The 13,489-nt window shown below is 59.6% G+C and carries 11 protein-coding genes; 6 read left to right on the forward strand and 5 right to left on the reverse strand.

Annotated elements, in window-relative coordinates; translation table 11 throughout:
• The first annotated feature begins 32 nt into the window (after nt 1–32).
• Nucleotides 33–1,679 (forward strand): chaperonin GroEL, encoded by a 1,647-nt coding sequence (gene groL / locus ASE98_RS01050; protein ID WP_060539576.1) that lies wholly within the window; start codon nt 33–35, stop codon nt 1,677–1,679.
• A 166-nt stretch (nt 1,680–1,845) separates the two neighbouring features.
• Here groL and ASE98_RS01055 read toward each other — a convergent pair whose 3' ends face one another.
• Nucleotides 1,846–2,589: a phosphatase PAP2 family protein gene (locus tag ASE98_RS01055; protein WP_060539577.1), complete on the reverse strand. Its 744-nt coding sequence runs from the start codon at nt 2,587–2,589 to the stop codon at nt 1,846–1,848.
• A 217-nt stretch (nt 2,590–2,806) separates the two neighbouring features.
• On the opposite strand from ASE98_RS01055, the gene colR reads away from it, so the two are divergent.
• The 5 genes from colR (at nt 2,807) to ASE98_RS01080 (ending at nt 6,518) form a co-directional block, all read left to right on the forward strand.
• The gene (gene colR / locus ASE98_RS01060) at nt 2,807–3,490 is read left to right on the forward strand and encodes a two-component system response regulator ColR (RefSeq protein WP_060539578.1); all 684 of its coding nucleotides are present in this window, start codon (nt 2,807–2,809) and stop codon (nt 3,488–3,490) included.
• Nucleotides 3,480–4,757, forward strand: coding sequence for a sensor histidine kinase (locus ASE98_RS01065; RefSeq protein WP_060539579.1), 1,278 nt, complete (start codon nt 3,480–3,482; stop codon nt 4,755–4,757). The genes colR and ASE98_RS01065 overlap by 11 nt, the downstream gene beginning before the upstream one ends.
• Nucleotides 4,758–4,898: 141 nt before the next feature.
• A complete protein-coding gene (locus ASE98_RS01070; RefSeq protein ID WP_060539580.1) occupies nt 4,899–5,570 on the forward strand; it encodes a class I SAM-dependent methyltransferase in 672 nt (223 codons plus the stop codon).
• A gap of 4 nt (nt 5,571–5,574) precedes the next feature.
• Nucleotides 5,575–6,288: a lipopolysaccharide kinase InaA family protein gene (locus tag ASE98_RS01075; protein WP_060539581.1), complete on the forward strand. Its 714-nt coding sequence runs from the start codon at nt 5,575–5,577 to the stop codon at nt 6,286–6,288.
• A 2-nt stretch (nt 6,289–6,290) separates the two neighbouring features.
• Complete coding sequence (locus tag ASE98_RS01080; RefSeq protein WP_060539582.1) at nt 6,291–6,518, forward strand: hypothetical protein; 228 nt, start codon at nt 6,291–6,293, stop codon at nt 6,516–6,518.
• Between the two features lie 62 nt (nt 6,519–6,580).
• On the opposite strand, the gene ASE98_RS01085 is transcribed toward ASE98_RS01080, so the two are convergent.
• The 4 genes from ASE98_RS01085 to ASE98_RS01100 all read right to left on the reverse strand — a co-directional run bounded on the left by ASE98_RS01085 (nt 6,581) and on the right by ASE98_RS01100 (nt 13,486).
• Nucleotides 6,581–9,607 (reverse strand): multidrug efflux RND transporter permease subunit, encoded by a 3,027-nt coding sequence (locus tag ASE98_RS01085; RefSeq protein ID WP_060539583.1) that lies wholly within the window; start codon nt 9,605–9,607, stop codon nt 6,581–6,583.
• 13 nt (nt 9,608–9,620) lie between these two features.
• Nucleotides 9,621–10,769 (reverse strand): efflux RND transporter periplasmic adaptor subunit, encoded by a 1,149-nt coding sequence (locus tag ASE98_RS01090; protein ID WP_060539584.1) that lies wholly within the window; start codon nt 10,767–10,769, stop codon nt 9,621–9,623.
• Between the two features lie 540 nt (nt 10,770–11,309).
• A complete protein-coding gene (locus tag ASE98_RS01095; RefSeq protein WP_060539585.1) occupies nt 11,310–12,407 on the reverse strand; it encodes a DUF1513 domain-containing protein in 1,098 nt (365 codons plus the stop codon).
• A gap of 14 nt (nt 12,408–12,421) precedes the next feature.
• Nucleotides 12,422–13,486: an imelysin family protein gene (locus tag ASE98_RS01100; RefSeq protein ID WP_060539586.1), complete on the reverse strand. Its 1,065-nt coding sequence runs from the start codon at nt 13,484–13,486 to the stop codon at nt 12,422–12,424.
• Nucleotides 13,487–13,489: the final 3 nt, after the last annotated feature.

A 13,489-nucleotide genomic window follows, 5' to 3' on the forward strand; every position in this document is an offset into this window, starting at 1 on the left:
CGTTACTACAAAGTATTTAAGGAATATCGATCATGGCTGCTAAAGAAGTTAAATTCGGCGATTCCGCCCGCAAGAAAATGCTCACCGGTGTCAACGTCCTGGCTGACGCAGTAAAAGCGACCCTGGGCCCGAAAGGCCGTAACGTGATCATCGAGAAGAGCTTCGGCGCTCCGACCATCACCAAGGACGGCGTTTCCGTAGCCAAAGAAATCGAACTGGAAGACCGTTTCGAAAACATGGGCGCGCAGCTGGTCAAAGACGTTGCCTCCCGTGCCAACGATGACGCAGGCGACGGCACCACCACCGCTACCGTTCTGGCTCAATCGATCGTCAACGAAGGCCTCAAAGCCGTCGCTGCCGGCATGAACCCGATGGACCTGAAGCGCGGTATCGACAAAGCGACCATCGCTATCGTCAAAGAGCTGAAAGCCCTGTCCAAGCCATGTGCTGACACCAAGGCCATCGCTCAGGTAGGCACCATCTCCGCCAACTCCGACAACTCCATCGGCGACATCATTGCCGAAGCCATGGAAAAAGTCGGTAAAGAAGGCGTGATCACCGTTGAAGAAGGCTCGGGCCTGGAAAACGAACTGTCGGTTGTTGAAGGCATGCAGTTCGACCGTGGCTACCTGTCCCCGTACTTCGTCAACAAGCCAGAGACCATGGTCGCTGAGCTGGACGGCCCGCTGATCCTGCTGGTCGACAAGAAGATCTCGAACATCCGCGAAATGCTGCCAGTGCTGGAAGCCGTTGCCAAAGCCGGCCGTCCACTGCTGATCGTGGCCGAAGACGTTGAAGGCGAAGCCCTGGCGACTCTGGTTGTGAACAACATGCGTGGCATCGTTAAAGTCGCAGCCGTCAAGGCTCCAGGCTTCGGCGACCGTCGCAAGGCCATGCTGCAGGACATCGCTGTTTTGACCGGCGGTACCGTAATCTCCGAAGAGATCGGCCTGAGCCTGGAAAGCACCACCCTGGAACACCTGGGCAACGCCAAGCGCGTTACCCTGTCCAAGGAAAACACCATCATCGTTGACGGTGCTGGCGTTGAAGGCGACATCCAGGCGCGTATCGCTCAGATCCGTGCTCAGGTTGCCGAAACTTCCTCGGACTACGACCGTGAAAAACTGCAAGAGCGTCTGGCCAAGCTGTCCGGCGGCGTTGCAGTGATCAAGGTTGGCGCTGGTTCCGAAGTAGAAATGAAAGAAAAGAAAGCCCGCGTTGAAGACGCCCTGCACGCTACCCGTGCAGCCGTTGAAGAAGGCGTGGTACCTGGCGGTGGCGTTGCCCTGATCCGTGCTCTGCAAGCACTGTCCGACCTGAAAGGCGACAACGCCGATCAGGACGTGGGTATCGCTGTTCTGCGTCGCGCTATTGAAGCGCCGCTGCGCCAGATCGTTGCCAACTCCGGTGACGAGCCAAGCGTGGTTGTCGACAAGGTCAAGAACGGCGCTGGCAGCTTCGGCTACAACGCTGCTACTGGCGAATACGGCGACATGATCGAAATGGGCATCCTGGACCCAACCAAGGTAACCCGTTCGGCCCTGCAAGCTGCAGCCTCGATCGGTAGCCTGATCCTGACTACCGAAGCTGCAATTGCTGACGCACCGAAGAAAGACAGCGGTGCTGGCGGCGGTATGCCAGACATGGGCGGTATGGGCGGCATGGGCGGCATGATGTAAGCCAGCCTTACCCCTGTACTAAAAACCCCGCCTGCGAAAGCAGGCGGGGTTTTTTATTGGGTGTTGGTTCGGCTGCAGATCGTGTTACGTCCATTGCGGGCAAGCCCGCTCCCACAAGGGTCAGCGCTAACCCCGTGGGAGCGGGCTTGCCCGCGAATGCGTCAGGTCAGGCACCGACTGGCTCGGTCTTGCCTGCAAGTTCAAGTTTCACCGCCGGGCGATACAGAATCCAGTAATACGACCCCAGACAAATCAGCCAGCAAAACACCGCCGTCCAAATGTTGTGCGAAAAGAAGTGCGCCCCCTGCATCATCCGGCCGATGGAGAATATCGAACCCAGAGTGAAGGCGAAGACAAACGCCGCGCGGGCTATGCGCGGACGGCGATCACGCAGCACAAAGAACAAGGCAAACAGCGTGAAACCGGTTGCCGCATGCCCGCCAGGCCAGCAGCGGCCCGGCTTGTCCGTTTGCGGCCGCGGGCTCAACAACTCGCTGTAGGTTTCGTGACCACCGAACTGCTCGAGACTCCACGGGCATTGCACTGCCGTCACCGCTTTCATGGGCGTGACAAAGGCGGTCGCCAGGCCCAGCGACAGCACCAGGCAACCCAGTTCCCGTTTGAAGGGCTTGAGCCTGGTCAGGAACAACGAGCCGATGAAACCGATAATGGCAAACACCGAGAATGCGATGACCACCTGCTTGGCCCGGTCATGCAGGATATCTTCCAGAAAGTAACTGTGCCGACCGATGAACTCACCCGCGACCGGATCGTAGAACAGCCTGGCCAGGTCCATGTCCAGCGAAGTCAGTTCGAGCAAGACCAGAATGATCGCGGTAATGGCGGGAATCCCCAGGCACACCCAGACATTGAGCGGGCGAGAGGCAGGGCGGGTAAGGATCGAAACCATGGCAGTTCCTTGAGGCGAAGTGTTCGGAGAATGCGCAGCCGCACGGAGTGTCACCCCGGCCCTGTCGGCAACCTGTGAATCGATAGTGAAAAAGTCGTCAAGGCCGGCACTGGCTCATTGGTGGGATTAATAGCCCGACGCAGTCCTAGCCGTGAGCCACACTTGGCCTTAAGCTGCGCGAGCCATGAAGGCTGTTACTGTGTACGGAGAGATGCCGATGCGAATTCTATTGGTTGAAGACAACCGCGATATCCTGGCCAATCTGGCCGATTATCTGGGGCTCAAAGGCTATACCGTAGATTGCGCGCAGGACGGTTTGTCGGGCCTGCACCTGGCGGCCACCGAGCATTACGACTTGATCGTGCTCGACATCATGCTGCCCGGTATCGACGGCTACACCTTGTGCAAGCGCCTGCGCGAAGACGCCCGCAGCGACACGCCAGTGATCATGCTCACGGCTCGCGATCAGCTGGACGACCGCCTGCAAGGCTTCAAATCCGGAGCCGACGATTACCTGATCAAACCGTTCGCCCTGTCTGAACTGGCGGCGCGTATCGAGGCGGTCATGCGCCGGACCCAGGGTGGCGGCCGCCGCACCTTGCAGGTCGCCGACCTGAGCTATGACCTCGATACCCTGGAAGTCACCCGCGAAGGTCGCTTGCTGAAACTCAACCCGGTCGGCCTCAAGTTGCTGGCCGTACTCATGCAAAAAAGCCCCCATGTGCTGCGCCGCGAAATTCTCGAAGAAGCACTGTGGGGCGATGATTGTCCGGACAGCGACAGTTTGCGCAGTCACGTCCACCAATTGCGCCAGGTCATCGACAAGCCGTTCACCAAACCGTTGCTGCAAACCGTGCATGGCGTGGGTTATCGCCTGGCCGAGGGCCGTGATGGAGTTTAAGCAGAGCCTTGCTCAACGGATCATCATCGCCTTTGCGCTGATGAGCGCACTGGTAGCGGGTGCTTTCGCCGTGGGGATTGTCTTCACCGTGCACCTGGTGGAAGAAAAACTGATTTCGGCTGGACTGGGCGGCGATCTGCGGCGTCTGTTGCTGATGGACAATGTGTCGGACTGGAGCCATCGCCCGGAGCCGGACCAAATATTTTATTTCAGTGGCGGGCCGGGTGACTTTGAGCTGCCCAGGGATCTGCGCCACCTGAATCCCGGTTTTCACGAAGTGTTTCGAGAGCATCTTTCCTATCACGCCATGGTCGAAATCGTCGACGGCCGGCATTACGTGCTGTTGCAGGATCAGAGCGATTTCGAAGAGCGTGAGCGGATTCTGTTCGCCGTGGTTCTGGTGGGGTTCGTGCTGAGCCTGGTGCTGGCGGTATTTCTTGGCTGGGTTCTGGCGCGTAAAGTCATGGCGCCGGTAGTGCGTCTGGCTCGTCAGGTACGCCATCGCGATCAATTGCTGGGGCTGGCACCGCCGTTGGCACCCGATTACGCCGCCGATGAAGTGGGCGAACTGGCCGTTGCCTTCGACGCCACCCTCGGGCGCTTGCGCCAGGCATTGAACCGCGAGCGATTGTTCACCAGTGACGTCAGTCACGAATTGCGCACACCCTTGATGATATTGGCCAGTTCCTGCGAACTGCTGCTGGAAAATCCTGGCCTTGACCAGCGTGGCCGCGCTCAGGTCGAGCGTATTGCCCGGGCCTGTGCAGAGATGCGTGAATTGGTGCAGACCTTCCTGATGCTGGCTCGAGCTCAACATGAAGATGCCAGTATGTCGCCGCAACAGACCTTGAGCGAGGTGGCCGATGGTCTGGTCAGCCTTTGGCGCCAGCCGATCGAAACCAAAGGGTTGAAAATGATCTTTGAGCCAGGGGCACCGCAGAGTATCCGTTACAACGCAACGCTGCTGCATGCGGTAATGGGTAATTTGCTGCGCAACGCGCTGCACTACACCGAAAGCGGGTTCATTCGCCTGGCCCTGATGGACACGGGCTTTGTGGTCGAAGACAGTGGTGTGGGCATTCCCGAGGAAAAACGTGAGGCAATGTTCGAACCTTTCGTGCGGGGCAATGAAAAACGCGGGGAGGGGCTGGGGCTGGGCTTGTCATTGGTGCAGCGGATCTGTGAAAACCAGGGCTGGAATGTCAGCCTGGCCAATATGGAGCCCAACGGCTGTCGGTTCCAGGTTGACCTGACTCAATCCACCTAAACTTTTCTGTGAGTAATTGAGTTTGCTATGTAAAACTCCGTAATGATTCAGGGTCTCCATCAACACTTTTTTCACAAGGGCATGACCTGAAGCTGACGCGTGGCTACTTACGGTGGCGTGATCAGATGGCAGGAGACTGTGATGACGGACGGCCCGATTAAATTAGAATTTTCCGAAAAGTACGACGATCAACATGCGCAACGTTACCTGCGCAAACATCAGGATGGGCTTGGGCGTCGATTGTCCCACTGGCGTGATGAGCAGTTGGCGCGCAAGGCCCTGTCACTGGCAGGCGAACCGGGTCTGGTCCTGGATTTGCCTTGCGGTGCAGGGCGTTTCTGGCCATTGCTGGCAGAAAAAGCCAACCGTGCAATCATCGGTGCGGACAATTCCGAATCAATGGTGAAGACTGCAACTCAGGCCCAGCCGCCGGAAGTGGTGAAGCGGGTGCAACCCTTGCACACTTGCGCATTTGACATTGCCTTGCCTGATAACGCCGTCGACAGCATTTTTTGCATGCGTTTGCTCCACCACATCGGTGAGGCGGAGCATCGAATGAAGATATTGCGCGAGTTCGAACGTGTCAGCCGCGACAGCGTGATTCTTTCGTTGTGGGTAAATGGCAATTTCAAAGCCTGGAAGCGCAAACGCGCGGAGAAAACCCGTGGACAGGAGGGTTATCAGAACCGCTTCGTGCTCCCGGTTTCTACCGTAGAGAAAGAATTTCGGCAGGCGGGTTTCCGTATTCAGGAACGACTGGACTTTTTACCGCTCTATGCCATGTGGCGAGTTTACGTATTACGCAAGAGGTAACGGGATGGCAGTGCAGTGTGCAGCAGAAAAGGAAGTCGCTCCCCAGGAACGCTTCGATTATTTTTGGAGCCAGCGCGGTGAGTGGGTAGAAGAACCCAACGTTCGCCGCGGTGGTGAAAGTGGCGTTCAGCGTGTCTTGGGCAGCGACGGTCAACTGCTTTATGTGAAGCGTCAGACGGGGCATATCTATCGCAGCTTGCTGCACCCGTTCGGTCGGCCCACTGTGTTGCGCGAGCGTGATGCACTGACTGTCATGACCGCGCTGGGTGTTCGCGTTCCGCAAATCGTGTTCAGCGGCGCACAGCGCGATCCAGTGCACCAATGGCGCGCCTTGCTGGTGACCAAGTCCCTTGACGGCTTTGAGGAAATTGAACACTGGTACGCTGGGGGAGGCCGCGAGCGTCATGGTGAGGTCGTGCATGATCGGGTGTTGAAGGATTTGGCCGAAAACCTGACGCGTATGCACAAGGCCCGCTGGCAACACAGTTGCCTTTACATCAAGCACGTGTTTGTTCGCGTCACCGGTGAAGGTGACTCGGCCAACGTCGAGGTTGCCCTGATCGATCTGGAGAAGTGCCGGCTGCGTCTGACTGCACGGCGCGCCGCTGCACATGACATGAAGCAGTTGCGTCGCCATTCGTCGTTCAACGCTGCAGACTGGAAGAAGCTCGTCTACTTTTATCAGGCGGCGTTTGGCAGCGCTATCAAGGGTTTATAACAATGAAACTCGAAATTGCACGAGGTTTGTTTTTAGTTGGAGCCTTGGCAGTTGCGTCTCTCGCGATGGCGGCCTGGGAGCAACCCCGCACCCAGGTCCTCAGCTCGATGAGCGCAGAAGAGCATTGTCCGGTACCACGGGTTGCGAAGGCATCCGTGGCCACTCAACCCGATCATGATTTATTGCTCTTCATGTTCGGGCTTGCTCAAGGATTGAGGCCGCAAAGTTGATCCGATTGAAGCCAAAATAAAGGCCTCGCACTGCTGCGAGGCCTTTTTTTTACTCGTCTGAATCAAGGTTTATCGGGTTTTGCCAGCAGCGTATACACACACGGCAAGACGAACAGCGTGAACAAGGTCCCGATGGACATGCCCGTGGCGATCACCATGCCGATGTCGAAGCGGCTGACGGCACCCGCCCCCGTGGCAATGATCAACGGAACCATGCCAAATACCATCGCCGCAGTGGTCATCAAGACCGGCCGCAGGCGAATGGCAGCGGCTTCCTCCACGGCTTCCCGCGCGGTCAGGCCCTTGTCCTTGCGCAGCTGGTTGGCGAATTCGACGATCAGGATCCCGTGTTTACTGATCAAGCCGATCAACGTCACCAGGCCAACCTGGGTATAGATGTTCATGCTCGACCAGCCCAGGAACAGCGGAATCAACGCACCACAGATGGACAGCGGCACGGTCACCAGGATGACCAGCGGGTCGCGGAAGCTTTCAAACTGCGCGGCCAGCACCAGGAAAATGATCGCCAGTGCCAGGGCAAAGGTGACCCACAGCGCGCTGCCTTCCTGCACGTACTGTCTCGATGCGCCGGCATAATCGAAGGTAAAACCGATCGGGGCTTCTTCCTGGGCGATCTGGCGCACCAACTCGATGGCTTCACCCATGCTGACCAGCGGCACGCCGGAAAGGATGGCCGAGTTGAGTTGCTGGAACTGATTCAACTGCCGAGGGCGCGCGCGATCAGAGACGGTAATCAGGGTCGACAGGGCCAGCAGTTCACCCTTGTTGTTCTTGACGTAATAGTTGTTAAGCCAGTCCGGGTTGTCGCGGAAGGGCCGTTCGACCTGGGCGATGACTTTGTAACTGCGCCCCTCAATGGTGAACCGGTTGATCTCCGCTTCGCCCAGCAAGGTTGCCAGGGTGCCCCCCAGATCCTGCATGGAAACCCCCATCTGCGCCGCCTTGGCGCGGTCGATATCCACCACCACTTCGGGTTTGTCGAAGGCCAGGTCGACATCGGCAAAGGCGAACTTGCCGGAATCCATCACGCGTTTTTTCACCCGCTCGATCACTTGCAGCAGCAGGTCATAATCGTTAGCGGAATTGATGACGAACTGGAACGGCAACCCCTCGCCGGTGCCCGGCAGGGAGGGCAGGTTGAAACCGAAAACCTGCAGCCCGGAAATGCTCGCAAGTTTGCCCTGGACCTCGGGCAGGATCTCCATCTGGGTCCGGCTACGGTCGTTCCACGGCTTGAGCAGGAAGCCTCCGACACCCGATTGCACACCGTTGAAACCGTTGATCTGGAACGATGAGTAATACTCGGGGAACGCCTTGAAGATCTCGATGAACTCGTCGGTGTAGGTGTTCAGATAGTCCAGGTTGGTCGGTTGCGGGGCGTTGGCCAGCATGAAGATGATGCCCTGGTCCTCGTCCGGCGCCAGCTCCGTCTTGGTGAACTTGAGAAACACCGGAATCAGGCACAACACGATCACGGCGAACACCAGTACGACAGGTCGCGTATTGAGCGTGCCGTGCAGCATACTCTGGTAGCGGCGCTTGAGGCTTTCGAAAATCACGTCCAGGCGGTGGGCCAGGCCGCTAGGGTTTTCATCGTGGCGCAGCAGGAAGGCGCACATCATCGGCGACAGGGTCAGGGCGATGATGCCGGAAATCACCACGGCCCCGGCCAGGGTCAGGGCAAACTCCTTGAACAGCGCCCCGGTGAGCCCGGTCAGGAAGCCGATTGGCGCATACACGGCCGCCAGGGTGATAGTCATCGACACCACCGGCATGGCGATCTCCCGGGCGCCTTCGATAGCAGCGTCCAGGGGCGTCTTGCCTTCTTCGATGTGCCGGTGGATGTTTTCCACCACCACAATGGCGTCGTCCACCACCAGGCCGATGGCCAGCACCATCGCCAACAAGGTCAGCAGGTTCAAGGAGTAACCCATCATCTGCATGAAGAACATCACCCCGATCATCGACAGCGGGATGGTGACCACCGGGATCACCACCGAGCGCAGTGCCCCGAGGAACAGGAAGACGACGACTATCACGATCAGCACCGCTTCGAACAACGTCTTGACCACTTCGTCGATCGAGGCCTGGATGAACAGCGTGGCGTCGTAGGCAATTTCAGCCTTGAGGTTGGGCGGCAACTGGGCTTCCAGCTCCGGCATGATCTTGCGCACTTCGCGGATCACATCCAGCGGGTTGGCGGCCGGGGTCGCCTTGATGCCGATGTAAACCGAAGGCGTGCCGCCGAAGGAACTGATGGTGTCGTAGTTTTCCGCGCCCATCTCGACCCTGGCGACATCGCTGAGCAGTACGCGGCTGTCGCCATCGACCTTGAGGGGGATTGCCCCGAAGGCTTCGGCGGATTTGAGCTCGGTATTGGCGTTGATGCTGGTGACCACGTACTCGCCTTTCACTTCACCGGCGGCAGAGAGGAAGTTGTAGCGGCGCACTGCATCGGTCACGTCGCTGGCGCTCAGGCCGAACCCGGCCAGCTTGACCGGGTCCAGCCACAGGCGCATGGCAAACACCTGGTTGCCGAGAATCTCGGCTTCGGCCATGCCCGGCAGGGTCGCCAGCTTCGGCTGGATCACCCGGGACAGGTAGTCGGTAATTTGTGGATTATTCAGTTCCTTGCTGAAGAAACTGATGTACATGAGTGCCGAGGCGTCAGCCGACTCCTTGCTCAGTACCGGGTCTTCGGCGTCTTGGGGCAGCTGGTTCTTGACCTCGTTGGCCTTGGCCAGCAGTTCGGTGAACAGACGGTCGCTGTTGGCGCCGATGCGGGCGTAGATGGAGATCACCGAAAAATTCTGGCGACTCACCGAGGTCATGTAGTCGATGCCCTCGGCGCTGGCCAGGCTCTGTTGCATCGGCTGGGTGATGTAGCCCTGGATGGTCTCGGCGTTGGCCCCGGGGTAAGCGGTGGTTACCGTGATCAGGGCGTTTTCCATTTGCGGGTACTGACGCAGTGGCAGTTTGCTCCAGGCCTGGAAACCCAGTAATACAATCAGCAGGCTGACCACGGTTGCGAGCACCGGGCGACGGATGAACGGGTCGGTAAAAGCCATGGCGGTTCCTTGATCAGTCCGCGCCTGGCGGGCCGTTCTTCTTGGCTAGGGTCTTGTCGTCGCTGATGGCAATGTGTGCGCCGTTGTCCAGTTTGATCTGGCCGGCGGTGACCACTGCTTCGCCCTTCTGCACGCCCTTGGTGATCATCACCTGCCCATCACGACGTTCGCCGGTTTCGACGTAACGCCGTTCGGCGATGAGGATCGGCTGGTCTTTGTCGTCTTTTGCCAGGCTGCCGTCTTCGGCCTTCTTCTGCACGGCGACATACACCGAGTTACCGTAGAGTGTGTAGGTGATCGCGCTTTCCGGCACAACGATGCGCGGCAGGGGATTGGGCAACAGCACCTGCAGGCTGGCGAACATCCCTGGCAGCAGCTTGCCCTCGGGATTGGCCAGGGTTGCACGGACCTGCACGTTGCGGGTGCTGTTCTCCAGCTTCGGGTTGATTGCACTGATGGTGCCGGGGAAAGTCTGCTGCGGGTAGGCTGCGACAATGACTTCTATCTTCTGGCCGATAGCGATCTTCGGTACCGCCTGCTCGGGCACGAAGAAGTCGGCGTAGAGGCTGCTGAGGTCTTGCAGGGTTGCGATCATGGTGCCGCTGGCCACGTAGTCGCCGACATCCACCTGGCGAATGCCGATGGTCCCGCTGAACGGTGCCAGGATGCTTTTCTTGCCGAGCGCCGCCTTGAGTTGATTGACGGTGGCCTTGCTCTTTTTCAGTACCGCCGAGAGACGGTCGAACTCGCCTTTGGAAATGGCCTGGCTGCCGACCAGTTGACTGCCGCGGGTGTAATCGAGCTGGGCAAGTCCGAGATCGGCCAGGGCGGTTTCCAGCAGGGCGCTCTCCACGGCGCTGTCGAGCTTGACGATCGGCTGGCCGGCCTTGACCGTCTGCCCGGACTGGAACTGCACATCGGTGACGGTGCCGTCAGTCTCCAGGCTCAGGTCTACTCCTTGCAGCGCCTTCAGCGTGCCGACGGTGGGCAGGCGAACTTGCCATGGCCGCTCGGTGGCGGTAGCCACGGCGACGCTGATCGGCGGTTTAGGCGCCGAGAAGCTTTGAATCATCGTGTAGACGGAGAAGGCCTTGTAAGCGCCCAGGATCACCACGATCAGCAAGACAACACCCAACATGATCAGCATGCGGCGACGCAGCATATTTCCAGTTCCTTGGAGAAATCAGGTGAGACAGTAGGGCACATTACCGCGAGTCGGTGGGGGAATCCAACTGGCACTTTTTACGAGTGGCCCCGCCGATGACTGCTAGCCAGGGAATAGAGCGGCTGAACACAAAACCCGGGAGGCTTGCTATGGGAGGGGGCCTGCTTGTGGCGAGAGGGCTTGCTGTGGTGAGGGGGCTTGCCTGTGGTGAGGGGGCTTGCCTGTGGCGAGGGGGCTTGCCTGTGGCGAGGGGGCTTGCCCCCGTTGGGCTGCGCAGCAGCCCTAAAAACGGAGAGCACGATGTAGTGGTTTATCTAAAAAACCCGCGGTGGTGGTTATGGGGGTGGCTTCGCCACCCATCGGGGGCAAGCCCCCTCGCCACAGGCAAGCCCCCCCACAGAAGGCAAGCCCCCCCACAGAAGGCAAGCCCTCTCACAGAAGGCAAGCCCCCCCACAGAAGGCAAGCCCCCCCACAGAAGGCAAGCCCTCTCACAGAAGGCAAGCCCCCTCACACAAGGCAAGCCCTCCCACAGAAGCTCAGACTAGATGAAGATGGTTGTCCCAGAGACCTGCCGGAAGCTCCAGGGGTTTTGCCAGCAGCTCGGACTGGCGACAATCGTAGTAGCGGCAACGTCCCTGGCCCGAGGTCACGACGAAGCCATCGGCCACCGCACCGACTCCGGCGCAATCGGGCAAGGGTGCGTCCAGGCGTACTTCGCCGCTGTCCAGGTCCCAGATGAAAAAGCGGTTACCCCGTGGTGCAGTCAACGCCACCAGGCGCAAGTCGCTGTGCACCGCGACACTGGCGGTGTAGTGCCCCATGGCCTGCAATTGGTGTTCCGGCACCGGGAACGCGACAAAAGGCCGGCCGGGGCGCTTGATCGCCAGCAGCTCCGACGACTCATGGGCCGCCCCCATGAATTGCTGACCGGCGACGATGGTGCCGTCGCTGGCAATCCCCAGGTGACGCACGCTGTTCATCTGCTGGGCGAGGGTTTCCTTGCTCAGCAGTGTGCCGTCACGCTGCATCAGCACCAGGCTCGGCTCCATGGCGTCGAGGTTCATCTCGACCCGGCTTTCGGCCTCGGTGCGGATTCCGCCGTTGGCCACTACCAGGGTTTCGCCGTCGGGCATCCAGGACACCTGGTGCGGGCCGATACCGTGGGTGGAAATCTCACCGCTGTGCACCAGCCGTGCGCCTTCGAACTTGTACACACCAAGCAAGCCGCGACCCGGCTCGGTGGTGTCGTTTTCGGTGGCATACAGCCAGTCGCCGCTCTGGTGAACTACCGCGTGCCCGTAGAAGTGCCGGTTCGGCTTTGACGTCACGGTTTGCAGCAGCGAACCGTCGCGCAGATCGATCAGGTAGCTCTCGGTGCCCGGGCGGCGGGCGACAAACAGCGCAATCGGCTGAGTCGGGTGGTTGATGATGTCGTGGCAACGCTGGCCGACCTGGGTGGCAAACACCCGGGTGCCATCCAGTCGATAGCCGACGGCGTAGTGCTTGCCGTCGGTATCGTCCCGCGCCGATAGCAGCAGCGGGCTTTTATCCTTTTGCTTGAACAGCGTCCAGCCGCCCAGTGTCACTGCTCCCAGCAGCAAGCTACCTAAAGTCAGAGCCTGACGTCGCAGCATGGCACTCGTCCTCATCAGTCACCATCGTTGGCGTTGAAGCCCAGTTGGATGCCCAGCGCCTTGGCCAGCTCGCCTTCGTGCAGGCGGTGGACGACGTTGAGGCTGTCGTAGAGCTCGTTGAGCTGCTGGCGACCGGCATCGTCACCGAGCATATCGGTCAGCGAGCGCTGGTTGCCGGCGAACAGTCTCAGCGAAGCGGCATAAGCGGCGTCGATCTTGTCGGCCAAGGGTTTCTGCTCGCTCGGCAACAGACCGCGCAGGCCTTTGTTGTCGACACCTTCCCATACCGTTTTGGCGGCGGCGAGGCTGGCTTCGAGACTGGCCAGGGATGATTGGCTACGCCAGGCATCGGCCTGGAACGGCTGCGGCACGCCCTTGCTCTGGCGGCCCATCGGCGTGCCGAGCTTCTTCTTCAAGGTGTCCAGGGCGGTCACTTGCACGCGCAGCAGGTCAGCAATGGCTTCGTGGGAGTCGGCGTAGCGCTGATTCGGGAATTTGCTCATTTGCGCGAGCATGCCGTCGGTGTTGTTCCAGCTTTGCAGGATCTCTTCGGCCAGTTGCTTCTGACGCTCGCCGATCGCGACCAGCAGGGGGCAGAACCTGGCTTTCTGTTCAGCGTTGGCAACATCGGGCTTGCTGTCGAACAGGACGTATTCATAGGCCGACAGGCCTTGCACCACAACGCTGGACTTGGCCAGGGTGGCAGCATCGATCTGCGGTTGCGCGGTGACCAGTTGCTCGACCTGACGGCCCACCAGGTTTTTCTTGTCCGGCCAGAACTGTACTTGCCAGGCACGGTTGCCTTCGGCCAACGGCCCGATCAGCAAAGGTTGCAGTTCGGCCCAGGCTTTTTGTGCGTGAAGGAAGTCGGCGCGGGCCGTTTCCAGGGTTTGCTTGCCCTCACAGTACGCGAGAGCGCTGACGGCCAGCTGGCGGTCGGCCTCAACCCAGCGGGTGTAGGTCGGCAGGATCACCGATTTGGCGATCGCCGCCGAAGTGACCGCTTGCGGGTCCTGGGGCGAGCAGGCGCCCAGGGCGAGGGCGGCGAGGCTGGTGAACAACAACTTGGGACGGAACATGTC

Source organism: Pseudomonas sp. Leaf48 (assembly GCF_001421885.1).
Lineage (GTDB): Bacteria > Pseudomonadota > Gammaproteobacteria > Pseudomonadales > Pseudomonadaceae > Aquipseudomonas.